Below are 22,642 nucleotides of genomic sequence, written 5' to 3'. Positions count from 1 at the left end.
ACCGCGACGGCTCTGCGGCCAGGTGACCCTACTGACGATGGCGGGGCGTGGTCTGGCGTGGTGGCCGGGTCAAGGTGATTTGGCGGACGAGTTGATGGAAGCAAGCCAGGCACGCGACGGGTGGCAGGACGGCTCCGGCGATCCCCGTCAAGGTCCTCTCGGCCTGCGCCAGGCACAGCAGGACCGCGACCACGGAGAACAGCAGAACGATGAGCCATGAGTGCACAGCTCGGCGCCGGTGCAAAGCAGTTCGCAGGATGGAGAGAGAGGCTGCCAACCAGGGGCCGTACACGAGAAGAGGCCACCAGGGAATCGTCCCGCTCTTCGTGTCGGACATGATGCTCTGCAACGGCCCGTAGGCCGCCATACCACCGAATACGCTGACCATCGCCACAATGGCGGCGACGAAGGCGACGATGAGGAAGCCGCCGGTCTGCAACCATTTCAGCCGGGATTTCCGGACTCGAATCTTCCGGTGCCCGGGAGAAGAACGTGGGATGCGCGGCAATTGAGCGGTGATCCGTGTCAGGTTCTCCATCGGGTCGGTGAAGTCGACGCCGGGTGACGCATCGCTGCGAGGTGGCGGCACCGTGGCCGCCGGCTCTGCCGGAACAGCCTCCTGCAGGAGATAGGCGAGTTCCTCAACGGGGTCCCAGCGCGAGTCCGGGGGGACCCAGGCAGTCCCTGAGTCCAGGGCATCGACAGAACCGCCGTGCCAGCCCGTACCCGTCCCATAGGTGTACGAGTCCGGATACCATTCATGCCGCACAAAGGACGGATCCGCGTAGTCGTGATTCATGGAAAATCCGCTCCCGTCACGCGCGGTCCGCGTGGCAACCAGAGTTTCCCGGCCCGTTCCATCGCTGGTTGAGTTCCTCCTGGGCCGCCTCCAGCAGTGCGAGGAAATCACGGAGCAGTGAATCGGTGGCCTGGGGTTGGACCCGCGCGCCGTCCCCGTGCAAGGTGCCACGCGCATCGAGCGCCGACTGCGCCACGCCAAACGTGTAAGTATATTTTCCCGCTGTCGCATCACGGGTCGCGGGCAGATCATCCTTCCTCGCGTCGCGTCGGGGCAAGCCGTGGAACCCTGCTTTCGTCATATCCCGACTAACGGCGCTCCCTCTCCTCCAGATGCGTGGCGAATGGGTGACCCTGGCGCGGGGAAGCGCCGCGAGAACGTTTCATAATTAGCACTATCTGCTTCTCACCCTGCGCGTCATGAGTCGAGCGTTTGTCCTCCTCGCCGGCCAGTCCGGCGGCCCGCGCTCGGCGCAAGCTCTACGGGCAGGACTCCGCAGGATCCAGGGTCGAGATCCCGCTCAGTGGGATGTCGATGTGCCGGCCCTCCGTCAGGAGGCGGACGGTGCCGCCGTCCCCGCCTTCCATCAGGGTCCCGCAGAGCGTGCCCGCCGACGTGCCGACCCGGACGAAGCCGCCGGACGCCGACGCGTCCTCCGGGGTCGGCCACCACGACGCCGTGGCGGCCGTGGAGACCAGGACGACGGCGACGAACGTCAGGGTCAGCCCGGTCCTCAGGCGTCGGCTCGCGCCGCTCCCCGCGTCCGGCGGCGAGAGCGGCCAGGCGACGCGGCCGACCAGATACGTCGCCCAGCAGGCCACGGCGAGCCCCACGAGGATCAGGACGCCCGCCACGATCTCGACGCCCCGGGGCGCCTGCGAGCCGTTGCCGCCCTTGAGGACGCCGCAGATCCCGACGAAGCCCAGCACGGCCAGCTGGATCGAGTGCCATCCGCGGGCGGACGCCTGCACCTGCGCCATCGGCTTCTGGTCGTCGCTCATCCTGTCCCTCTCCCCGCACGAGTGCGGCCAGGGCAGCAACTCGTCGCGCCCGGAGCAACAGGGCGCGCCGCGCGGGCGGCGGACGTCATCCTCAGGCGCGGCACTCCGCGCGCATCTGGGCCGCCGCGTGGTGCGCTCCGTCGCGGCCGTCGCCGCCCCAGTCCTGCCCGCGGTCGACGAGTCGCACCGTCAGCCGCTGGTCGTGCACCGGGACCCTCTCGATGACCAGGCCCCTGCCGCGCAGCGACGTCTGGTCGATCTCGAACGTCTTGACCGCGCTGCCCGGATCGCCGGGATCCTTCAGGACGAGGTACGTGGACGGCCGGCCCGCCACGTCCCGAGCGCGGTCGCTCTCGGGGACGACGACGGCCACCGAGCAGCTCGTGTAGCCGCTGCCCACGTACCAGGACCATGTAGCGCTGTTCCCGCGGTCCTTGACCGGTGAGCCGGACATGGGCAGGGCCGTGAAGCTGCCGTCGCAGCCGTCGCCGCGGTGGCCGCCCGAGCGCACGGTGTACCAGCCGTCGTCGCCGTCGCTGTAGCGCCCCTCCTCCTCGTAGCGCCCGCCACCCGTGCAGCCGGGCCCGGCCCAGGCCGTGTAGGAGGGGCCCTTGTCGGAGCGCGAAGGCTGCGGCTTCTGGGGCGGCTTCGGCTTCGGGCGGCCCAGGGACCGGGACGGCGAGGGCGCGGGACTCGGCACGTCGGACGGCTCGATCCGCTGCGGGGCGCCGCCGAGTTCGTCGAGGTTCTCGTCCGGGCCCGACGCCTGCGCGCCGGCCGGCTCCGTCTCACCCCCGAAGGGGCCGCACGCCGTGAGGGCCAGGGCCAGTGCCGTCAGGGCGACCACACCCGTCATCAGCCGCCGTGCCGCTCCGGGCGACCTCGCCGCCCACGTTCCCGCGCCGTCGTCGCCGCACCGTTCGCACGCCATGTCGCACCGAAACCCCGTAGGCCGACTGATCGGTATGTCAAAACGCGTCCACTATGCATCAGTGCGACCGGGCGCATAAGTGTTAACGCGAGTAAGACTGCGGGCCTACCGGAATTCCTCGGGGCACGGCGTACCGCGCGGGAGTTGATAGGGCGCCGCGAGCCGGTAGACGCCCGGGCGAGGTGCGAGCAGTTCCGTCCACTCGTCGCCCTGCGGGTCCTCCTCCGCCTGCAGCAGGCATCCGTGCCGGTTCTCGAAACTCCGCGGCCCCTGCGACCGCAGCTTCGACGCCTCCGTCTCCTGCGGCCCCGGCACGCTCCTGCCCTCCTCGTCGACGAGGCCGAGCCACGGCGAGTACGGGACGCGGATCAGCACACGGCCCGCCGACCGCACACGGATCGTCAGCTCCCCCGCCCCCGCGTGCTCGACCGTCGCCGGCGGGTCGGCGATCGGCATCGGGTCCTTCACCGCGAACAGCTGCCAGTTCGCGTCGCCCCACACCCGCGTCAGATACGGCTGCCCCTCGCTGACCAGCTCGGCCTCGCGCACCGCACCGCTGGAGTCCGGGCGTCCCTTCGGCAGGACGACGTAGTGCACGGCCCAACGGTCCAGCCAGGCGCGGTACGTGGCGGAGGTGAGGACGTTCTCCTCGTCGTAGAAGAGCGGATTGCGCTTCATGTCCGCCTGGCGGTTCCAGCCGCGTGCGAGGTTGACGTACGGGGCGAGCGCGGACGCCTCGCGGTGGCTGCTCGCCGGGACCACCTCCACCCGGCCGCGCTCCGCGCCCACCTTCTGCAGCCGGTCGATGAGTGGCGCGAGCTCGCGGTTCCACGACGCGGTGGGCGCGGTGCGGACGATGTCGTCGACACCCTTGAACCCGATCCAGGCGTTCAGGCCCACGAAGGCGAGCAGGACGGCGTACCACTTGCGCGAGCGCGGTGCCGCGTACGGCAGCGCCGCGAGCAGCACCACACCCGCGAACAGCATCGGCAGCCGGGACACGTTCGACCCGATCTGCGAGTCGATCAGCCACGTCAGCACCGTGCCGAGCGCGTACACCGCCGCGCCCGTGCGGACCGTACGCCACTCCTTCGGCACGAGGACGAAGACGAGGACGCCGAAGGCGAAGGGCAGCGACGTCGACGGGAGCGACATCGGCTGCGTGCCGGAGAACGGGAACAGCCAGGCGGAGAGCGCCACGACGACGACCGGCGCGAGGCCGACCGCGTACGCGCCCGGGCGGCGGCCGCCCAGGAACAGGGCGGCGGCCACGACGCCGAGGAAGAGGCCGGCTACCGGGCTGGCCGCGGTGGCGAGCCCGGCGAGCGGGAACGCGACGGCCGCCTTCGCCCAGCGGTTGTGGCGCCAGCGGTGCGGCCAGCAGAAGACCGCGCCGACCGCGCCGAGCGCGAACATCATGCCGAGCCCGAAGGTGACCCGCCCCGACAGCGCGTTGCACAGAAACGCGAACACGCCCGCGAGCGCGCAGGCGGCCGGGTTCCGGACGGCCCGCACGCGCACGAGCATCAGGGCCGTCAGGGCGGAGGAGACCGTCCCCGCGAGGATCATCGTCGTGCGTACGCCGAGTACGGACATCAGGTAGGGCGAGACCACGCTGTACGAGACGGGGTGCATCCCGCCGTACCAGGCGAGGTTGTACGCGGAGTCGGGGTGCCGGCCGACGAACTCCGCCCAGGCGTCCTGGGCCGCGATGTCGCCGCCGCTGTTGGCGACGAAGAAGAACCAGAGCAGGTGCACGAAGGCGGCCGACGCCGTGGCGAGGGCGACGGGATGATGTGCGAGGCGGGCGGCGAGGTGGCGGGAACGGGACGCCGGGGGCCGGTCGCCGGGCCCGTCGTCAGGGGCTTCGTGTACGCGCGGGGCTGCGTCGGCCTCGTGGACCTCTGGGGCTCCGTGGACCTCTGGGGCCTCGTCGACGTCTGGAGCGTCGTCGGCGCCCGGGGCGTTGTCGACGTGCGCGGGCTCGTTGGGCAGGGCCGGTCGGGTGGACTGTATTCGCGGCCCGCGACGCCTGTCCGGGTCCGGGCCGCCGCCGTCGGGCACGCACGTGCTGCTGCCGTCCGCCCGTGTCGGCTCAGCGGTGGTCACTGCGGCTCTCCCCGTTCCGTCCCTCTGTCTTGTCCCTGTGTGCCGTCGTCCCCCGGGCTGCCGGGCTCCGTCGCGTGCCGTTCGTACGGAGAGGACGCCGTCCCCGCGCCCTCAGTTGCCCGGGACGCTAACACGTGGGCGTCCCGGTCGCCCGGGACGCCCACGTGCTGCCGATGGCCCTCGGGCCCTCAGCCGATACGGGTCAGCTTCGCGCCGAAGCCCGGTTCCAGCAGGTCCTGCTGGAGTGCGACGGGCACGCTGATGGTGCCCGCGCCCGAACCGGCGGTGAGGCTGCCGACGACCGTGCCCGCCGTCGCCGTGTGCGGCAGCTTCTTGCCGCCGTCCGTCATGCCGAGTTCGACCTTCAGGCCCGACCACCCGACGACCGTCAAGTCCTTCGTGGCCACGACCGGGGTGTGGCCGCCGAGGCCGTCGTCGACGTGGCCGACGACATCGCCCTTCTTGATGACGGTCTTCGCCTGCAGCGCCTCGCGGGTGGCGACCAGCACCTCCTCGCTGACGCGGTTGACCGTCTCGAGGATGGACGGCTTGTTCTGGCCGAGTACCGCGCCGACGATCGTCTGCGTCGTGCCGCCGATGTCCTTGTACGCCGCGAACAGCAGGTTGCCGCCGGCCTTGGTGGTCGATCCGGTCTTGATGCCGATCGCGCCGTTGCGCGGCATCAGCGTGTTGTAGTTGCTGTGCCGCTTGCCGGACGGGTCGTACCACTCCTGCTGACGGGTGATGTCCACCATGACCTTGTTCTTCATCAGGGCCTGACCCAGTTTCACCTGGTCGGCCGCCGTGGAGACGGTGCTGGCGTCGAGACCCGAGGGGTCGGTGTACGTCGTGTTCGTCATGCCGAGTTCCTTGGCGGTGTCGTTCATCTTCTTGACGAACGCCTCCTCGGAACCGGCGTCCCAGCGGGCGAGCAGCCGGGCGACGTTGTTGGCGGACGGGATCATGACCGCGCTGAGGGCGTCGCGTTCGGAGATCGTGTCGCCCTCCTTGATCGTGTTGAGGGTCGACTCGTCGTTGGTCCTGTCGTAACCGCCCTCCTTCTCGGCCAGCGCGTCGACGGGGATGGATGCGCCGTCCTCGCCCCGCTTGAAGGGGTGGTCGCGCATGATGATGTACGCCGTCATCGTCTTGGTGACACTGGCGATCGGAACGGGCTTCTCCTCGCCGAACTCGCCGACGACTCCCAGCCCCGACACCGCGATCTGTCCCTGGCCCTCGCCAGGCCACGGGAGCGCGGGCCTGCCGCCCTCGAAGGCGACCTCCGCGTCGGCGGTGAGCGCGAGCTCCGGAGCCGGGAGCGGACGGAACATCTGCACGACCGCAAAAACGATCAGCAGAAGCAGGACCAGCGGGGTCCAGATCTTGATGCGTCGCACGACGGTACGGACCGGGGTCTCCGGCGGCGGAGGGGTGTTCGTCAGCTCGGCGAGCAGGTCGAGCGGGGGCAGCGGCGGCATGGGCTGCTGCTTGGTCCGCTCGGCCTCGGTGAGCGAGGCGGGAGGCAGGGGCGCGGCCGCGGCCTGCGGCTTGTAGGCGGCGGCGTGCGCGTCGTCGCGCCGCAGGGGCACGAAGGTGCTGGAACGCCCGGCCCCGGCCGCCTGCTCCTGCGTGGACTCGGCCGCCGGCTCGGAGGCGGCCGGCTTGGGCAGCGGCGGCAGCTTGAGCGCGGTCGTGGGCTGGTCGACGACAGGGCGGCGCAGCGCCTTGATCGCGGTGGTGGGCTGGTCGACGGGAGGCCGTTCGGCGCGGCCCGCACCCGCCTCCGCGTTCGGCTTGGCGCTCTGATCGGACTTCGCGTCCTCGTTCGCAGGTGCGGAGGAGTCGGCGGAGCCGTCGCCGTCCGCTGCTTCAGCGGAAGCTTTCTCCGCCGGTGACGGGGCGTCGGCGGAGGGCTCGTCGTCGGTCTTGCTCACCCACGCCGCCACCGCCGCGCGCAGACGCGCGTCGTTCCCGTTGCCGCCGGGCCGGCCGTCGCCGTCGCTCTTGGCCGCCTCCGGGGCCGCGTCGGACGCACCGCGCGCGGGCAGTGTCCGGAAGACCGCCGTCCGCTCGCTCAGCGGCGGCTCGGAGGCCTTGGGGCTGTCACTGTCGTCGGAGTCGTCGCCTGCGGCGTCCGGACGGGACGCACCCGAAGACGCGGCCGCGTCGTCCTCCTCGGAGCCCGAGGCCGAGTTCACGCCGTCGCCGTCTTCGGACGGCGTCCGGGCCGACGCCTCGCCGCCATCGGCAGCCCCAGTGCCCGCGCCGCTCCGGGCCGCAGCACCACGGGGCGCGTCACCCTCGGTCGTGTCGGCCGGCTCCGACGGCAGCGCCGGGGCCCCGTCGGCCTCGGCGTCCGGGGACACAGCGTCATCCGGCGCGGCGGCCTCCTCCGCAGGCCCCCGCAGGGACAACGCCCGGAAGACCGTCGTCCGCTCGTCCAGCGGCGGCTCCGCGGCCGACGCCAACGGCTCGGCCGGCTGGGAAGAGGTCGGGGAACCCTCGCGGAACACAGCGAGCCGCGGGTCGCGTTCGCTCCCCGTCGTCGCCCCCGACGATTTCCGCTGCTCCGCCCTGTCGGGGGACTCGCCCGCCACCGTGCCTCCTTCATGAGTCATTGCCGTGCGCCCATGCGTATCCAGGTGCGTACACCACCCGTGTACGGCACTACGAGTGTCACGACGAGCCCCCGAAACGCACGAGCGCCCGCCGTGTCCGAACCATCTACCAGTGTCCTGTGTGAGCGCTTGGCTCCCGTGCTAGACGAGAACGACATACCTATCGGTTCCCTAACAAAGCACCCAGGCGCTCTCGACAGACCAATGTGAGAGGGGTCACCCTGTCATTCATCCACGCGGGGAGGCATGGATGGGCAGGAGCCGCAGAACACTTCCGGAGGAGCTTCTGCTGCTCGCTCTGGACCCGGCCACGGGTACCACAGCGCAGCCGCAGTCGCTCGACCTCGGCCTGGCCGGGGCACAGCTAGTAGAGCTGGCTCTGGCAGGACGGATAGCCCCAGACGGGGATCGTATCGCCGTGGTGATGCCACGGCCGACCGGAGATCCGACTCTGGACTCCGCACTGGAACTGCTGCGCCGACGCGGCAGTCCGGTACGGGCGGTCCACTGGATCGGCGGGCCCCGGCTGGGGCTGCGCCAGATTTACCTCTCGCATCTGGAGCGGTGCGGCATGGTGCATGCCGTGGCGGGCCAGATGTGCGGAGTGCTGCCGACGACTCGCTACCAGGCGACGGACACGGCGATCAGCCGGGACATCAGGGCCCGGCTGGACAGTGCGATCCGCACCGGTGTACCGCCGGACCCGCGGACCGCGGCGCTCGCCGCACTGGCCCACGCGGTCGGTCTCGGCAAGCACCTGTACCCCGGGAACGAAGGGCGTTCCTCGAGGTCCCGGCTGCGGGACCTCATCCGGCACGACCCGATGGGCGGTCTCGTGGCGCACGCCGTCATGGACGTCCAGAACGGAGTGGCCGCCCAGCCGCGCCGTAGCCAGCCGGCGAACGGCAGCAGCCGCCAGCCGGGACCGGTACCGATGCAGCCACGCCGCAGCGGCATGGCCCGCGTCGCCGCGCACTGAGCGCGCCACCGCACCGCGTACCGCAGCACCACCGCTCGGGCACACGCACCATCCGCACCACGCCGCACCGATGTCCCCATGACCCGGTTCGGGAGCCGCAGAACGCGCGGGGCAGCTTCACCGCTGCCCCGCGCGTTCGCGTGTGTGGCCATTCGGCAGCGCAGGAAGGCCCTTTGGTGGCAGTCTGCTGAACAGTAGATACGCAGAGCAACGCGGTGGAGGTGCAGTTCCGTGGCGTCCAACGTCAATCCCACTGTCCGGAGACGCCGATTGGGCCAGGAGCTGCGCCGGCTCCGGGAACTGAAGGGCATGACGGCCGAGGAGGTCGCGGAGCGCCTGCTCGTGTCCCAGTCCAAGATCAGCAGGCTGGAGAACGGCCGCCGTTCCATCAGCCAGCGCGACGTCCGCGACCTGTGCGGGGTGTACGAGGTCGAGGACTACCGCATTGTCGACTCGTTGATGCAAATGGCCAAGGACTCCCGCCAGCAGGGCTGGTGGCACGCGTTCGGCGACATCCCGTACAGCGTGTACATCGGCCTGGAGACGGACGCGGCGAGCCTTCGGGTGTACGAACCGCAGGTCGTGCCCGGCCTGTTGCAGACGCGGCAGTACGCCGAGGCGCTGATCGCCGGCGCCCTGCCGGAGAGCGGGGTCCCGGACATCGAGAAGCGGGTCAGCGTCCGGCTGCGCCGCCAGGAGCGCATCAGGGACGCCGAGCACCCGCTGCGGCTGTGGGCGGTGATCGACGAGGCCGCGCTGCGCCGGAGGGTCGGCGACCACCAGCTCATGCGCGAGCAGCTGGAGCACCTGATCGAGCTGTCGCACCAGCCGCACGTCACCGTGCAGGTTCTGCCGTTCGACATGGGCGCGCATCCGGGCATCAACGGGCAGTATGCGATCCTGGAGTTCCCCGACGCCTCGGACTCGAGCGTCGTCTACATCGAGGGCGTCACGAGCGACCTGTACCTGGAGAAGGCCAACGACGTGCAGAAGTACAGCGTCATGTACGAGCACCTGCGGGCCCAGGCGCTGAACGTGGAGCAGACGCGGCAGTTCATCGAGACGATCGCGAAGCACTACGCACGGGAGACCGCGGGGGGCTTCATCGGCTGAAAGTGCCGCACGGTACACCACCGGACGGGCGTGATGGAAGAGTCGCTTGGTATATGCCATCCGGTCGAGTGAATGCCTGTCTCGCGCTCCCAGCGCGGCGAGTAGCGTCGATCACGCCAGCATGAACGTTGGCGCACATCACATCACTTGCCGAAGCGGAGCGATCATGGCAATCATTCAGGGCGCCACGGAGACCTGGACGAAGTCCTCGTACTCCACGGGTAACGGTGCTTGCGTCGAGGTCAAGTCCCCCGTGGTCGACGCGGTTTCCGTGCGCGACTCGAAGGTCACCGCCGGTCCGACGATCACCTTCCTCCCCGACTCGTGGAATGCGTTCGTGAACGAAGTGGCGCAGCGCCCGTTCGGTCGCGACTGAGCGCGGCGCCACGATTCACCCGCGAGTACCAGCGAGTATTCAGCCAGAATCGGACAGCACCGACAGGAGCCCTCTCGACTGGTTCGCCGTCCCGGCCGAGGGGGCTCGGCCCATCCCATCGAATCTCACCTGACATCCTCAGCGAGATCCTCGTCCGAGGCCCTCATCTGAGCAGGTCGACGTAGCGGTCGGTCCCGGGGATCGTCCTGGGCACCCTGCGGATGACCCGCGCCTGCCTGCCGGCGCTGAAGCAGCGGGGCGGCGCGGTCGTCGTCATCGGTACGCAGTCGGCCGTCGCCGCGCCCTCACAGGTCCGCCAGGCGGCGTACGCGGCATCCAAGGGTGCGCTCACCTCGGCGATGTACTCCCTGGCACGCGAGCTCGGCCCGTACCGGATCCGCGTGAACACCGTGCTGCCGGGCTGGATGTGGGGACCGCCGGTCCAGGCGTACGTCCGTATGACCGCGCACACGGAGGGCGTTCCCGAGGACGAGGTGCTCGGGCGGCTCACCGGGCGGATGGCGCTCCCGGAGCTCGCGACCGACGGGGACGTGGCCGAGGCCGTGGCCTTCCTCGCCTCCGAGCGGGCGCGGGCGATCACCGGTCAGTCACTGCTCGTCAATGCGGGCGAGCTGATGCGCTAGGCGGTACCGCCCCCGGGCGGGCAGACGACGCTGCTCTTCCTCGGCCTGTCGATGGCGATCGCGACGCAGGTCAACTCGCTTCTTCGGCGACATCGCCACCGTCGTCATCAAGTGGGTCGCCGGCCTTGGGCCCGATCGCGATCCTGCTGATGCTGGGCCTGCTCCCCTGGTTCCGCAAGAGCGGCCCGACGGCGGCGCTGCTCAGCCGGGGCGTCGGGCTGGTCGCCTTCTGGCTGGTCAACTACGCGATCAGCTGGAACGTCGAGGGCGGAGTGCCGCTGCAGTACCAGGTGTCGGTGCCGCTCGCGGTGTCGCCGGTGCTCCACGTCGTGGCCGGCTGGGTCAAGCCGGAGGCGACGCCGGAGCGGGACGAGGTCCTGTCGGAGATCAACACGGACGGTCCGTCGGGGGCGTCGGGCGCGGGTGCGCGCGCCACGGTCCCGGCAGGCGCCGACGGCTGAGGGCGGGGCCGCGCCTGCGTGCAGCCGCACCCGGCGACAATGCCCGCCGGCGGGGGCGGGCGCATCGTCGCCCGCCGAACCGGGCCACCTGCGGGGGCGGGCGCATCGTCGCCGGGTGCGGCCCGGCCACCACACGCCGCCGGCGCGGCCGCAGGCCCCGGGCGTCGCGGGGCGCGTGCCGGGGCGGGGCATCGGGGCGAGGGTTCAGCGAGGGCACCCGCTGCCGTGCGCGGCAGGCCCGGGGCCCAGGCGGGCGCGGCGGGGGCGGCGTCAGGGCAGTTCCGCCGCGCCGCGGGGATAGCGGGCCAGCCAGCCCGGCGCCGTGGACGTCGGGCTGTGCAGCGCCGGCCCCTGCGTCATCTCCATCGCGAAGTCGTCCGCGAGCTCCAGCACCGTCCCCCGCCCCTCCAGCTCGCACAGCCACGCGGGCGGCAGCGCCGTCTCCCCGTGGAGCGCGCCCAGCAGCGCCCCGCACACCGCGCCCGTCGCCTCCGACGGGCCGTCGTGGTTGACCGCGAGGCGCAGGCCGTGGCGGATGTCCTCACCGACGAGCGCGCAGTACACGGCGATCGCCAGCACCTCCTCCGCGTACCCGTCCTCGCCGAGCGCCGCGACGCGGGCGGGACTCGGGATGCCCTGCCGTACGGAGCCCAGCGCCTGCTTGAGCGCGTCCGTGACGGGCTGGTGGCCGGGGCGGGCGGCGAGCTGCGCGAGGGCGCGCTGCACCGAGCCGTCGAGGGTCTCGCCGCGGGCGAGCCCGTGCACGATCACGGCGAACGCGCCCGCGGACAGGTACGCGGTCGGGTGCCCGTGGGTCTGCGCCGCGCACTCCACCGCGAGCTGGCACACGAGCTGCGGCTCCCAGCCCACCAACAGCCCGAACGGCGCCGACCGCACGAGCGCACCCGCGTCGCGGGCGGTGGGGTTCTTGGGCGCCTGCAGCGTGCCCATGGTCTCGTCGCCGAGCCCGGTCAGGCACTCGCGGGAGGGACCGCGGCGGACGTAGAGCCATTCCTCCCGCGCCAGCCATCCGTTGTCCTTGCGGCGCTCGTCCGGTCCCCAGTCACGCTGGGTCGCGGCCCACCGCAGATACGCGCGGTGCAGGTCGGTCGGCGGATGCCAGGCTCCGGTGTCCCGCCGCACCTGGGCGCGGATCAGCCCGTCGACCGAGAACAGGGTCATCTGGGTGGCCGCGGTCACCGTCCCCCGCCGTCCACCCACCGGCACGAAGTCGACGAGGCCCTCCGGCCCGTGCGCCGCGCGCAACGCGTCGAGGCCCGCTCCCTCGGCCCCCGCGCCGAGCGCGTCGCCGATGGCGCCGCCGAGGAGCGCGCCGCGCACGCGGGAACGGAAGTCCTGCTGCTCGGCCCGGCCCCACACGGCCGCGGCTGCTGCACTCACCGTGCCCTCCACGACGTCGAACGAACACTGCCCGGCGCAGCACTGTAATCGAACGAGAACCGGGCTCCCGGGACGCGCAGGGGTTGGCGCGAATATGTGGCCATTCCTGTCGGATCCTGTCGGAGGTTCGCTTGTGACCGCGCGCGGAGGCCGCCCGGCAGGGCCGAACGGCGTCGGCCGACGGGCTGGGCCATGTGCGGCTGCTGCCGGTCACCCCGGCCCGCCCGTCCGCCCGGCCCGTGGGCCCCGCCCGTCAGTCCGGCAGCAGCGGAAGCAGGGCCGGGAGGTGGCCGTCGGACGCCGCGGCCGCCTCCTGCCGCTCCTGCGGCACCTCCCCGTACAGGGTGGTCCGCGGCTTCGCCGGCCGGCCCGCCGCCTCGGCGATCGCGGTGAGATCGCGCACGGACCGGTACGAGCCGTAAGCGGAGCCCGCCATGCGGGAGATGGTCTCCTCCATCAGCGTGCCGCCGAGGTCGTTCGCACCGGAGCGCAGCATCTCCGCGGCACCCTCTGCGCCCAACTTGACCCAGCTTGTCTGGATATTGGTGATGTGCGGGTGGAGCAGGAGGCGGGCCATGGCGGTCACGGCCCGGTTGTCGCGGTCCGTCGGGCCGGGACGGGCGATCCCCGCGAGGTACACGGGCGCGTTGGTGTGGATGAACGGCAGCGTCACGAACTCCGTGAAGCCCCCGGTCTCCTGCTGGATGCGGGCGAGGGTACGGAGGTGGCCGAGCCAGTGCCGGGGCTGGTCCACGTGCCCGTACATCATCGTGGAGCTCGACCGGATGCCCAGTTCGTGCGCGGTCCGCACGACGTCGATCCAGGTGGCAGCGGGCAGCTTGCCCTTGGTCAGCACCCAGCGGACCTCGTCGTCGAGGATCTCGGCGGCGGTGCCGGGAATCGAGTCGAGGCCCGCTTCCTTCGCAGCCGTCAGCCAGTCCCGTACCGACATGCCCGTCCGGCTCGCGCCGTTGACGACCTCCATGGGCGAGAAGGCGTGCACGTGGATGCCGGGGACGCGCTCCTTCACCGCCCGCGCGATGTCGAAGTACGCCGTGCCGGGCAGGTCCGGATGGATGCCGCCCTGCATGCACACTTCGACCGCGCCGACGTCCCACGCCTGCGCGGCGCGGTCGGCGACCTGCGACAGGGAGAGGGTGTACGCGTCGGCGTCCGTGCGCCGCTGGGCGAAGGCGCAGAAACGGCAGCCGGTGTAGCAGACGTTGGTGAAGTTGATGTTCCTGGTGACGATGTACGTCACCTCGTCCCCGACGACGTCCCGGCGCAGCTCGTCGGCGATGCGGGTCAGCGTGTCGAGGGCCGGTCCGTCGGCGTGGAGGAGGGCGAGCGCCTCGTCGTCGGTGAGCTTCGTCGGATCGTCCGCGGCCCGGCTCAGTGCCCGGCGCACGTCCATGTCGACGCGCTGCGGCGCCATGCCGGGTGCCGCGGCCTCGCGCAGCGCGTCCCAGTCGCCGTAGACGTGGTCGAAGTCGTCGCGCCGGTCGTGCGTGCGGCCCTCGGAGTCGATGGTCCGGTGCAGGTCCGTGCGGCCGGTGGCGGTGAACCCTTCGTCGGGCTCCTGCCAGGGCAGGCCGGCAGGCATCGCGTCCTCGCGCGCGAGCCCGGTGTCGGGGTCGGCCAGCGCCTGGACGTGCGGGAACAGCCGGGGATCGAGCCACGGCTCGCCGCGCTGCACGAACTCCGGATACACGCACAGCCGTTCGCGCAGCTCGAACCCTTCGGCGGCCGACTGCTCGGCGAGCAGCTCGATCTGCGGCCAGGGCCGCTCCGGGTTCACGTGGTCGGGGGTCAGCGGGGACACCCCGCCCCAGTCGTCGATCCCGGCGCGCAGCAGCCTGGCGTACTCCCCGTCGACGAGATTCGGCGGAGCCTGCAGGCACGCCGACGGGCCCATGATGAGCCGGGCGACGGCGACGGTGGCGACGAGTTCGTCCAGCTCGGCGTCGGGCATGCCGCGCATGGCCGTGTCCGGTTTGGCGCGGAAGTTCTGCAGGATGAGTTCCTGGATGCCGTGGTAGGCGCGGGAGACGCGGCGCAACGCGAACAGCGACTCGGCGCGCTCCTCGTACGTCTCGCCGATGCCGATGAGCAGGCCGCTGGTGAAGGGGACGTTCGACCGGCCGGCGTCCTTAAGGACGCGCAGCCGCACGGCGGGCTCCTTGTCCGGGGAGCCGTAGTGGGGCCCGCCGGGCTCGGACCACAGGCGGGTGGCGGTCGTCTCCAGCATCATGCCCATGGACGGCGCGACCGGCTTGAGCCGCTGGAAGTCGGTCCAGGACATGACCCCGGGATTGAGGTGGGGCAGCAGCCCGGTCTCCTCCAGGATGCGGATCGACATGGCACGCACGTACGCGATCGTGTCGTCGTACCCATGGGCGTCCAGCCACTCCCGGGCCTCGGGCCAGCGGTCCTCGGGCTTGTCCCCGAGGGTGATCAGCGCCTCCTTGCAGCCGAGTTCGGCCCCGCGCCGGGCGATTGCCAGGACCTCGTCCGGGGACATGAACGCCCCGTGGCCGGCCCGGCGAAGCTTGCCGGGGACGGTGGCGAACGTGCAGTAGTGGCACGTGTCGCGACACAGGCGGGTGAGCGGAATGAACACGCTCTTCGAGTACGTGATGACCCCGGCGCGCCCGGCGGCTTCGAGCCCCGCGTCCCGCACGCGCGCGGCGGAGGCGGCCAGGTCCTCCAGGTCGCTCCCCTGGGCCTGCAACAGGACGGCGGCTTCGGCGACATCGAGCGCCACGCCGTCCCTGGCCCGCCTGAGCGCGCGCCGCATGGCGTTCGCGGTGGGCCGTCCCGTGTCGTGTCCGCCCTCGTGATCGGTCATGCAGCGAGCATACGAGCGCGGGCTCGCGGGCCGGATGGGGCGGCCGAGTTGCAGGGGGGCGGCTGACCTGAGCCTCTACCGCGAGGGCACCCTGGTTTCCGGCCAGGGAGCCGATGCCCGCTCACGTAGCGTGTGATCATGACCATGCCTCCACCGCAGCAGCCGCCCGGTCCGTTCGGATCGCCGCCGCCCCAGCCGAACCCGTACGGGCAGCCCTGTCCGCCCTCTTACGGACAGCCGTCTGCGCCTCCGCAGCCGTACCCGCCGTATCCCGGGCCTCCCGGACCGTGGGGCCGGCCGCCGTCAGGGCCGCCGCGCAAGAACAGGACCGGTCTCGTCCTCGGGATCGTCTTCGGCTCGATAGCCTCCGTTTTCGGCCTCTTACCTCGGCACGCGGGGCGATGCCGCCGCCGACCGAGCCGCCAGGGAGGCCGCGCATCCGTTCCCCGCGGCCGAGTACCGGTTGACCGTGCCGCAGACGTTGCTGGACGGCGAGTACGAGCTGATCAAGGACGGCTCCTCCGAGGCGAACGCCGACATGGAGAAGAGCGGCCACGGTGCCGGACCGGATGCCCGAAACATCAAGGCGATCCGCGGCTCCTACAACGGCACCAGCACCGACGGCAACAGTGGAGTCGTACTCATCGTAATGTGCGGGCAGGTCAGATATCCGGCGCAGCCCCGTGACAGTCTCCTGGACGGCATGCGGAAGGCGGACGGCATGAGCGAGCCCAAGCCGGCGAGCACCATCACACCGCCGGGCTCCGACGTCGACCTCGAGTGCACGGTGATGCTGTCGAAGGACGAGGACGGCACCGCGACCATCCCGGTGTGCGCATGGGGTGACGAGAACACGGCCGCCTACGTCGCCTTCCTGACGCCGGCCGCCGCCGCACAGGACCCCGACTTTGTCGACCTCGACGCGATCGCAGAGCAGGTCGCGAAGGTCCGCGAAGAGGCGCGGCAGCCGATCAACTGACGCGACGACCGGCGAGCGCCGCCGGGCAACACCTCGACCGCCCCGTGCGACGGCATCGGCTTGCCCACCGCCGTCACCCCCCCCGGAGCCGTCACCCGCTACGAACGTGATGCCTTCGTAGGGCGCGCGGGAGTTCTGTCACGCTGCGACCTCGGCGCCCCCTGGCGTGCGACGCCGTCGCGCGGCTGAGGTCGTGGATCTACTCGGTGTCCTTCGGGTGCCGGGTGGACGCGTAGACAAGATGCACGGTGTCAATCGCTCGGGACTGACGAGGGAGAACTCGCCCTCGTAGGGCAGCGGTTCCGCTGGCAAGCGCGCGGGTCCCGGCGACGGGCGGGGACGGCCCGGTTCGCCGCTCGCGGCTCGCGTCGGCGTTCATCCGACTGGTCGGTAGGACCATTAGGCCGATTCAGCGTAATCGTCCGTGACTGGTACTGAATGCCGCAGGCGAGGGGAAGCATCGGCTGGCCTGTCCGCCTGGCAGGCCCCACGGCATTGTCCGCTCATGGAGGTTCACAGCATGTCGCTCACTGTCCGTAAGGCTCTCAGGGCCGCGGTCGTCCCCGTCGCCGCACTCTCCCTCACCCTGGGTGCGTCGTCCGCCGCCCTGGCCGCCTCCCTCGCGTCTCCTGCCGCTGCTTCGGCCGCGCAGCGGGCCGTCACGCCTCTCGAAACGGCCATCGCGGCTGACGTGGAAGCCGTTCTCGAGGCGCAGCTCGACACGGACGTCTCGGCCGCCGTCAACATGCAGGTCGCCCTCGACGGGAGCCTCGAGGTCTGGGTGGCGGTTGTCGCCGCGGCCGAGGTGGACGCCGACGCCGAGCTCGAGGCCGTCATCGCCGCCGAGCTCGAATCCAGAATCGAGGCCACCCTCAAGTCGCGCCTCGGCTTCGCCATGGACGTCGATGTCGAGGTCCAGGTCGACGGCGACATCGCGGTGGAGGTCACCAGCTTCTGACGCCTCGGCCGTCACGACGTTCCCACGCCTCCGTCACAGACCAGCGCCTGTCCACGGAGGATGAAGACGGCGGCCCGAGTGCCACATCGGCCGGCGCCCGAAGGGGCGAGGCCGAGCCGCTCGGGCCGCACGGAGTCCGCCGACTCCCTCCTACAGATACTGCGCGTACTCGTCCAACGCCCTCAGCACCTCTGTCGTCTCGCCGGGCGGGAGTTGCAGGACCACCTCCTCCACGCCCAGCTCCGCGTAGTGCGCCAGTTTCCCCGGGGAGGGGCGGACCGCGTACGGGACCACCTCCAGGGACTTCGGGTCGCGGCCCGCCGCCGCCCATGCGTCGCGCAGCAGCGGGACCGACTCCCGCATGCCGCGGCCGCCGACCGGCAGCCAGCCGTCGCCGTACTCCGCGATGTGTGCGAACAGCTTCGGGCCCGCCGAGCCGCCCACCAGGATGCGGGGCGCGCCGCCCTGCGGCTTCGGATGGGCGAAGGACGCGCTGACCGACGCGAACTCGCCGTCGTAGGCCTGCGGTTCGGCTGACCACAGCGCCCGCATCAGGCGCATCCTGTCCCGGACCAGTTCCCGGCGGGTCGACCACTCGACGCCGTGGTCGGCCGCCTCCTCCACGTTCCAGCCGAAGCCCACGCCCAGCGTGAACCGGCCCCCGGACACGTGGTCCAGGGTCGCGACCCGTTTCGCCAGGGCGATCGGGTCGTGCTGGGCCACCAGCGTCACACCCGTGCCCAGCCGCAGAGTCGACGTGACCGCCGCCGCCTGGGCCAGCGCGACGAAGGGGTCCAGGATGCGGCCGTACTCCGGCGGGAGTTCGCCGCCCGGGCCGTACGGGGTGGTCCGCGCCACCGGGATGTGGGTGTGTTCGGGGAGGTAGAGCCCGGCGAAGCCGCACTGCTCGAGTTCGCGGGCCAGCCGCACGGGGCTGATCGTCTCGTCCGTCAGAAAGATCGTGGTCGCGATCCGCATGGGGACAAGGTAGGCCAAACCCCGGGTCCCGTCGTCGGCCATGGCCGTGTCATCCGGCGATCCCCTGCCAACCCCCTTCCCTTGCACCCCCGTTCACGGCTCAATACCAGGGTTCGACTGCATCGACGCACCACCGCACCTCTCCTGTCCCTCGACATCCCGGGAGCCGACGGCATGTGCAACGACGACGAACACGCCCTGGGCAGGCGCGGTCTCCTCGTGACGGGAGCCGCCGCCGCCCTTACCTTGGGCACCGTGAGCTTCGCGAACGCGGCACCACGCATCGGCGAAGGGGCGACGGAGGTCGTACGCGGCACACTGCCGCCCGGCGCACCCGACTTCGTGTACCTCCCCGTGGAGATCCCGCCGGGCGTCAGCCGGATCCACGTCTCGTACAGCTACGAGAAGCCGCCCCAGCCCGCCGGCACCGCGGGCAACGCCCTCGACATCGGCATCTTCGACGAGCGCGGAACCGCCCTCGGCGGCAAGGGGTTCCGCGGCTGGTCGGGCGGCGCCAGGACGGAGTTCTTCATCCAGGCGGACGACGCGACTCCGGGCTATGTCCCGGGGCCCGTCCGGCCCGGCCTGTGGCACGTCGCCCTCGGGCCGTACACCGTCGCGCCGCAGGGCCTGACGTACGAGGTACGCGTCACACTCACGTACGGGGACGGGGCCGAGCCGCGCCCGGCGGTGTATCCGCCGGAGCGGGCCAAGGGGCGCGGGCGCGCCTGGTACCGGGGGGACTGCCACCTGCACTCGTGGTACTCGGACGGCAGGCGCACCCCCGCCGAGATCGCCGCCCTCGCGCGCGCCGCCGGTCTCGACTTCATCAACTCCTCCGAGCACAACACCCATTCCGCACACGCCCATTGGGCCGACGTCGCCGGTGACGACCTGCTGATCCTGCTCGGGGAGGAGGTCACCACCCGCAACGGGCACGTGGTGGCACTCGGCACCGACCCGGGGACGTTCGTCGACTGGCGCTACCGTGCCCGCGACAACCGCTTCGGGCACTACGCCCGCGCGATCCGCCGGGCCGGCGGCCTCGTCGTCCCGGCCCACCCGCACGCCACCTGCATCGGCTGCAACTGGAAGTTCGGCTTCGGCGACGCGGACGCGGTGGAGGTCTGGAACGGGCCCTACACCCCCGACGACGAGGTGTCCCTCGCCGACTGGGACAGCGCGCTGGCGGTCGCCGCGCGCTCCGGGAAACGCTGGACCCCTGCCATGGGCAACAGCGACGCCCACCGCCACCCCGACCCGATCGGCACTCCGCAGACGGTCGTCCTCGCCGACGATCTGACGCGCGAGGCGATTCTGGCGGGCATCAGGGCCGGGCGCGCTTACGTCGCCGAGAACAAGGACGTCACCGTGGCCTTCTCGGCGGCCGGCGGACGCGGGCAGCACGCGGGAATCGGCGGGCGGCTGCGCGTGGACGACGACGATCCGGTGACCGTACGGGCGGAGGTTGCGGGCGTACCCGGGTGCACGGTCCGCATCGTCACCGACCAGGGCGTCCTGCACACGGTGCCGGTCCCCGCCTCGGGGGCGGGCACGGTGGAGTGGCGTACGACGGCGCAGTACGCCACGTACGTACGCGCCGAGGTACGGCACGCGCCGGTTGTCGCCGGGCTGCCGGGGCCGCTGGCCGCCTTCACCAACCCGATCTTCCTGGGCGGCTGACCGGGCACTGGGGCCACGTACGCTCGGAGGACCCGAGACCGTGGAAGGAACGTGATCATGCCCAGTCCCGCCTCCGGGCCGCGGTCCGTCGACCGCGCGCTGGAGATCCTCGACGCCGTCGCCGACGCGCCGGGCCCCCTCGGGGCCAAGGTGCTCGCGCGGCGGCTGGGGTGTTCGCTGTCGACGGTGTACCACCTGCTGGGGCCGCTCACCGCGCGGGGGCACTTGGTGAGGACCTGCGACGGATACGCACCGGGGCCGCGCGTGGCCGTCCTGCACCGGTCGTTCCAGCGGCATCTCGGGCTCGGTCCGCAGCTCGCCGAACTGCTGCCGCGGCTGCGGCGGGCGACCGGCGCGGAGGCGTACGTCACGGCGTACCGGGACGGCCGGATCGTCGTGCTCGACAGCACGGTGCCGGTCACGGACAGCGAGCACCCCTTCGTGCCGGGTCCCGAGACGCGGGCGCACGCGACCGCACACGGCAAGGTGCTGCTCGCCGCGCTGCCGAGGGCGGCACGGCGGCGGTACCTCGCGGAGTACGGGATGGCCCGCTTCACGGACCGCACGATCACCGGCGCGGAACGCTTCGAGGCGGAGGTCGAGCGGGTGCGGGGCCGGGGGTACGCGGTGTCCGTGGGCGAGGCCGACCCGGCGTACACCTGCCTCGCGGCGACGCTTCCCGCCGGCCAGGGCGCGGACGGTGTCGTGCACGCGCTGTCGTTGTCGCTGCCGACGGCGGACTTCCGTCGCCGCCACGGCGAACTGCGGGCGGCCCTGGTGCGCACGGCGGCGCACCTGCCACCGCCCGGCGCGCCCACCGGCTGACCGCGTCGCTGTCGCGGTGCGCGCCATGCCACCATCCGGTGGCCGCCGACCGCCCGCGCCACCGTCAGGTGCGCCCGCCGGCTGACCGCGACGCCACCCTCGCGGTGCGCGCCCACCGCTGACGGTGCCACCCTCGCGGTGCGTCGCCGGCCGACCGCGCCACCGTCGCGGTGCGCGCCATGCCACCATCCGGTGGCCGCCGACCGCCCGCGCCACCGTCAGGTGCGCCCACCGGCTGGCGGTGCCGGCCTCGCGGTGCGCCGCCGGCCGACCGCGCCACCGTCCGGCGCGCTGTCGGCTGACCGTCGGCCGGATGTCGGCGGGACGGCGGCCGGAGCATCGGCCGGACATCGGCCGACCGTCGCCGGACCCGTTTCCGACGGTGTCGGAATGCGGGGGCGCCCAAGTGGTGCCGGGTCACCGGACCGCGGACCCTGGAGGCATGATCTTCATCGCCGTCAGGTTCACCGTCCGCCCCGAGTACAGCGACCGCTGGCTCGACATCGTCGACGATTTCACGCGCGCCACCCGCGCCGAGCCCGGGAACCTCTTCTACGACTGGTCGCGCAGCGTCGACGACCCGCACACGTACACGCTGCTGGAGGCATTCGCGGACGCCGAGGCGGGTGCGGCCCACGTCGCGTCCGACCACTTCAAGGCGGGCATGGAGGCCATGGCCACCGCCATCGCGACCAAGCCCGAGATCATCAACGTCGAGGTGCCGGGCCAGGGCTGGAGCGAGATGGCCGAGCTGGAGCCCGCCCCTCGCTAGTCGGTCCCGGGCCGTACGACTAGCGCTTCTCCTGCGGGAACAGCGGCGTCCAGGGCAGCGCGGTGCGCCACGCCACGCCGTCGCGCATCCAGTCGTCGATGACCTTCGCCACCGGCTCGGGGCCGATCACCGGACCCTGCGAGGGCACATGGGCCTGGAAGTGCAGCTCCTCTCGGCCTTCGCGGTACTCGACCTGGTAGCTGAGGTCATCGTTCAGATACACCTGCATGTAGTGGTGGCCCGCCGGCTCCCTGTCGCGCCGTTCGACGATCACGTAGGGGTGGGAGAGGTTCATGTCGGCGAGCAGGTCGTGCACCTCGACGTACGTGGGGTCGTCGACGGCGTTCCCGCCCGCTTCGACGGCACGGATCACAGGCTCGGGCTTCGTCGGCTCGGACGTCGTCGGATCGGGCTTCGTCATGCGGGCGACTGTACGGGGCGGCTCCGACAACCGCCGCGGGGCACGGGAGCGACGGCGAGGCTCCGCCACCTCCCCGTCCCTCGGCGGCAGAGTCGGTGCCGGACCCCGACCGAAGGAGCGCCTCATGAGCAAGGTCGTCGCGGACATCTCCGTGTCCCTGGACGGATTCATCGCCGGACCGAACGACAGTCGCGACAACCCGCTCGGCGACCGGGGCGAGCGGCTGCACGAGTGGGTGTATCCGCTCGCGGGCTGGCGGGAGATGCACGGTCTCGACGGGGGCGCCACGGGGCCCGACTCCGACCTGGTGAAGGAGGCGGTGCAGCGCGCCGGGGCCTACGTCATGGGCCGGCGGATGTTCGACCACGGCGAAGGGCCGTGGGGCGACGAGCCGCCGTTCCACGCCCCGGTGTTCGTCGTCACGCACGAGGAGCGTGAGCCGCTGGAGAAGCGGGGCGGGACGACGTTCACCTTCGTCACGGGCGGGGTCGCGGAGGCCGTCGAGCGTGCCCGCCGCGCCGCCGGGGACAAGGACGTGGCCCTGGCCGGCGGCGGGCAGCTGATCTGCGGCGTGCTGGCCGCCGGGCTGCTGGACGAGATCCAGCTCCATCTGGTGCCGGTGCTGCTCGGCGGCGGGGTGCGGCTGTTCGCCGCGGAGGGTGGGCGGACGGTCGAGTTCGAGACGACCCGCGTGACCGGCTCACCCTCCGTGACTCACCTGCGGCTGCGGCCCGTGCGGGCCTGAC

At 71.9% G+C, this 22,642-nt stretch carries 18 protein-coding genes and 2 pseudogenes; 11 read left to right on the top strand and 9 right to left on the bottom strand.

Features of this window, described 5'->3' with window-relative positions; translation table 11 throughout:
• Positions 1-28: 28 nt before the first annotated feature.
• From ACLB9X_RS15165 to ACLB9X_RS15145, 5 genes are all read right to left on the bottom strand, one after another.
• Positions 29-799: a DUF2637 domain-containing protein gene (locus ACLB9X_RS15165; protein ID WP_410360865.1), complete on the bottom strand. Its 771-nt coding sequence runs from the start codon at positions 797-799 to the stop codon at positions 29-31.
• Positions 800-1,278: 479 nt separating this feature from the next.
• Positions 1,279-1,800 carry a hypothetical protein gene (locus ACLB9X_RS15160; protein WP_410360864.1) on the bottom strand — a complete coding sequence of 174 codons (522 nt, stop codon included), beginning with the start codon at positions 1,798-1,800 and terminating at the stop codon, positions 1,279-1,281.
• Between the two features lie 91 nt (positions 1,801-1,891).
• The gene (locus tag ACLB9X_RS15155) at positions 1,892-2,656 is read right to left on the bottom strand and encodes an adhesin (RefSeq protein ID WP_410360863.1); all 765 of its coding nucleotides are present in this window, start codon (positions 2,654-2,656) and stop codon (positions 1,892-1,894) included.
• A gap of 180 nt (positions 2,657-2,836) precedes the next feature.
• Entirely contained in the window at positions 2,837-4,840 is a 2,004-nt protein-coding gene (locus tag ACLB9X_RS15150; protein ID WP_410360862.1) for an MFS transporter, read from the bottom strand.
• A 188-nt stretch (positions 4,841-5,028) separates the two neighbouring features.
• Complete coding sequence (locus ACLB9X_RS15145; protein ID WP_410360861.1) at positions 5,029-7,437, bottom strand: D-alanyl-D-alanine carboxypeptidase; 2,409 nt, start codon at positions 7,435-7,437, stop codon at positions 5,029-5,031.
• Between the two features lie 271 nt (positions 7,438-7,708).
• Here ACLB9X_RS15145 and ACLB9X_RS15140 point away from each other — a divergent pair, with 271 nt between their 5' ends.
• The 5 genes and pseudogenes from ACLB9X_RS15140 to ACLB9X_RS15120 all read left to right on the top strand — a co-directional run.
• On the top strand, positions 7,709-8,437 hold the full coding sequence (locus tag ACLB9X_RS15140; protein WP_410360860.1) for a GOLPH3/VPS74 family protein: 729 nt from the start codon (positions 7,709-7,711) through the stop codon (positions 8,435-8,437).
• Positions 8,438-8,668: 231 nt separating this feature from the next.
• The gene (locus ACLB9X_RS15135) at positions 8,669-9,550 is read left to right on the top strand and encodes a helix-turn-helix domain-containing protein (protein ID WP_410360859.1); all 882 of its coding nucleotides are present in this window, start codon (positions 8,669-8,671) and stop codon (positions 9,548-9,550) included.
• Positions 9,551-9,716: 166 nt separating this feature from the next.
• Positions 9,717-9,926: a DUF397 domain-containing protein gene (locus tag ACLB9X_RS15130; RefSeq protein ID WP_410360858.1), complete on the top strand. Its 210-nt coding sequence runs from the start codon at positions 9,717-9,719 to the stop codon at positions 9,924-9,926.
• A gap of 203 nt (positions 9,927-10,129) precedes the next feature.
• Positions 10,130-10,570: pseudogene (locus ACLB9X_RS15125) on the top strand (SDR family oxidoreductase); the annotation flags it as partial.
• 24 nt (positions 10,571-10,594) lie between these two features.
• Positions 10,595-11,031 (top strand): annotated as a pseudogene (locus ACLB9X_RS15120) (Na+:solute symporter); the annotation flags it as partial.
• A 270-nt stretch (positions 11,032-11,301) separates the two neighbouring features.
• Here the strand turns inward: ACLB9X_RS15120 and ACLB9X_RS15115 are convergent.
• Both ACLB9X_RS15115 and ACLB9X_RS15110 read right to left on the bottom strand, forming a co-directional pair.
• Complete coding sequence (locus ACLB9X_RS15115) at positions 11,302-12,432, bottom strand: ADP-ribosylglycohydrolase family protein (protein ID WP_410360857.1); 1,131 nt, start codon at positions 12,430-12,432, stop codon at positions 11,302-11,304.
• 253 nt (positions 12,433-12,685) lie between these two features.
• Positions 12,686-15,280, bottom strand: a complete 2,595-nt coding sequence (locus ACLB9X_RS15110; protein WP_410360856.1) for a bifunctional FO biosynthesis protein CofGH — start codon at positions 15,278-15,280, stop codon at positions 12,686-12,688.
• 469 nt (positions 15,281-15,749) lie between these two features.
• On the opposite strand from ACLB9X_RS15110, the gene ACLB9X_RS15105 reads away from it, so the two are divergent.
• Complete coding sequence (locus ACLB9X_RS15105; protein ID WP_410360855.1) at positions 15,750-16,259, top strand: hypothetical protein; 510 nt, start codon at positions 15,750-15,752, stop codon at positions 16,257-16,259.
• Positions 16,260-16,779: 520 nt separating this feature from the next.
• Positions 16,780-17,217, top strand: coding sequence for a hypothetical protein (locus tag ACLB9X_RS15100; RefSeq protein ID WP_410360854.1), 438 nt, complete (start codon positions 16,780-16,782; stop codon positions 17,215-17,217).
• 150 nt (positions 17,218-17,367) lie between these two features.
• On the opposite strand, the gene ACLB9X_RS15095 is transcribed toward ACLB9X_RS15100, so the two are convergent.
• On the bottom strand, positions 17,368-18,195 hold the full coding sequence (locus tag ACLB9X_RS15095) for an LLM class F420-dependent oxidoreductase (RefSeq protein ID WP_410360853.1): 828 nt from the start codon (positions 18,193-18,195) through the stop codon (positions 17,368-17,370).
• 174 nt (positions 18,196-18,369) lie between these two features.
• Between ACLB9X_RS15095 and ACLB9X_RS15090 the strand changes: the two genes are divergently transcribed.
• From ACLB9X_RS15090 to ACLB9X_RS15080, 3 genes are all read left to right on the top strand, one after another.
• A complete protein-coding gene (locus tag ACLB9X_RS15090; protein ID WP_410360852.1) occupies positions 18,370-19,878 on the top strand; it encodes a CehA/McbA family metallohydrolase in 1,509 nt (502 codons plus the stop codon).
• A gap of 57 nt (positions 19,879-19,935) precedes the next feature.
• Positions 19,936-20,703 (top strand): IclR family transcriptional regulator, encoded by a 768-nt coding sequence (locus ACLB9X_RS15085; protein WP_410360851.1) that lies wholly within the window; start codon positions 19,936-19,938, stop codon positions 20,701-20,703.
• A 442-nt stretch (positions 20,704-21,145) separates the two neighbouring features.
• Positions 21,146-21,475, top strand: coding sequence for a putative quinol monooxygenase (locus tag ACLB9X_RS15080; protein ID WP_410360850.1), 330 nt, complete (start codon positions 21,146-21,148; stop codon positions 21,473-21,475).
• A gap of 19 nt (positions 21,476-21,494) precedes the next feature.
• Here ACLB9X_RS15080 and ACLB9X_RS15075 read toward each other — a convergent pair whose 3' ends face one another.
• Positions 21,495-21,896 carry a hypothetical protein gene (locus ACLB9X_RS15075; RefSeq protein WP_410360849.1) on the bottom strand — a complete coding sequence of 134 codons (402 nt, stop codon included), beginning with the start codon at positions 21,894-21,896 and terminating at the stop codon, positions 21,495-21,497.
• Positions 21,897-22,020: 124 nt separating this feature from the next.
• Between ACLB9X_RS15075 and ACLB9X_RS15070 the strand changes: the two genes are divergently transcribed.
• On the top strand, positions 22,021-22,641 hold the full coding sequence (locus ACLB9X_RS15070) for a dihydrofolate reductase family protein (RefSeq protein WP_410360848.1): 621 nt from the start codon (positions 22,021-22,023) through the stop codon (positions 22,639-22,641).
• The last annotated feature ends 1 nt before the right edge of the window (position 22,642 follow it).

Source organism: Streptomyces sp. 5K101 (assembly GCF_046506645.1).
Classification (GTDB): Bacteria; Actinomycetota; Actinomycetes; order Streptomycetales; family Streptomycetaceae; genus Streptomyces.
Note: the sequence above shows the minus strand (reverse complement) of the source record. Positions and strands in the feature narration are given on the sequence as shown.

Bases quoted from the DNA above. Each gene is read 5' to 3' on its own strand.
- ACLB9X_RS15095 (WP_410360853.1), bottom strand. From the start codon at position 18,195: ATGCGGATCGCGACCACGATCTTTCTGACGGACGAGACGATCAGCCCC.
- ACLB9X_RS15130 (WP_410360858.1), top strand. From the start codon at position 9,717: ATGGCAATCATTCAGGGCGCCACGGAGACCTGGACGAAGTCCTCGTAC.
- ACLB9X_RS15165 (WP_410360865.1), bottom strand. From the start codon at position 799: ATGAATCACGACTACGCGGATCCGTCCTTTGTGCGGCATGAATGGTAT.
- ACLB9X_RS15160 (WP_410360864.1), bottom strand. From the start codon at position 1,800: ATGAGCGACGACCAGAAGCCGATGGCGCAGGTGCAGGCGTCCGCCCGC.
- ACLB9X_RS15100 (WP_410360854.1), top strand. From the start codon at position 16,780: ATGTCGCTCACTGTCCGTAAGGCTCTCAGGGCCGCGGTCGTCCCCGTC.
- ACLB9X_RS15110 (WP_410360856.1), bottom strand. From the start codon at position 15,280: ATGACCGATCACGAGGGCGGACACGACACGGGACGGCCCACCGCGAAC.
- ACLB9X_RS15070 (WP_410360848.1), top strand. From the start codon at position 22,021: ATGAGCAAGGTCGTCGCGGACATCTCCGTGTCCCTGGACGGATTCATC.
- ACLB9X_RS15090 (WP_410360852.1), top strand. From the start codon at position 18,370: ATGTGCAACGACGACGAACACGCCCTGGGCAGGCGCGGTCTCCTCGTG.
- ACLB9X_RS15140 (WP_410360860.1), top strand. From the start codon at position 7,709: ATGGGCAGGAGCCGCAGAACACTTCCGGAGGAGCTTCTGCTGCTCGCT.
- ACLB9X_RS15085 (WP_410360851.1), top strand. From the start codon at position 19,936: ATGCCCAGTCCCGCCTCCGGGCCGCGGTCCGTCGACCGCGCGCTGGAG.
- ACLB9X_RS15155 (WP_410360863.1), bottom strand. From the start codon at position 2,656: ATGACGGGTGTGGTCGCCCTGACGGCACTGGCCCTGGCCCTCACGGCG.
- ACLB9X_RS15075 (WP_410360849.1), bottom strand. From the start codon at position 21,896: ATGACGAAGCCCGATCCGACGACGTCCGAGCCGACGAAGCCCGAGCCT.
- ACLB9X_RS15080 (WP_410360850.1), top strand. From the start codon at position 21,146: ATGATCTTCATCGCCGTCAGGTTCACCGTCCGCCCCGAGTACAGCGAC.